The sequence below is a fragment of the Paracoccus sp. S4493 genome, assembly GCF_000967735.1.
Classification (GTDB): domain Bacteria; phylum Pseudomonadota; class Alphaproteobacteria; order Rhodobacterales; family Rhodobacteraceae; genus Paracoccus; species Paracoccus marcusii.
Genome location: NZ_JXYF01000005.1, coordinates 1 through 326, shown reverse-complemented (window position 1 = coordinate 326; position 326 = coordinate 1). Strand labels below are relative to the sequence as shown.

Annotated in this window: 1 protein-coding gene; it reads right to left on the bottom strand. The window is 68.7% G+C overall.

All coding sequences use genetic code 11. The features are described from left to right. Window positions 1–293 (bottom strand): UxaA family hydrolase (locus tag TW83_RS01530; protein WP_045981015.1); only part of this gene is annotated, 293 nt, incomplete at its 3' end. Window positions 294–326 lie beyond the last annotated feature (33 nt).

Genomic DNA, 326 nt, shown 5'->3' with positions numbered 1-326 from the left:
CCCGCCGCGCTGCCAAAGCCGTGATCCTGCTTGTGCGCCCCCATGCCAAGGTTCTGGACATGGACATGCGCCCCCGCCGCGATGGGCCGGGTGGCGATGCCGATGACCTGACCATATTTCAGGACCGGTTCGCCGGGCGCGATGGGGCGTATAGCGACCTTGTGGCCCGCGGGGATCGCCTCTGTCGCAGCGCATCCGGCATCAAGCGGCGCGCCGGGGGCCAGGGCGATCAGGGCGACCATGATGTTGTCGCGGTCATGCAGGCGGATGGCGGTCGGCGGGGCTTGCGTCACGGGATCACCAGGATCTTGACGATGTCGTCGCGG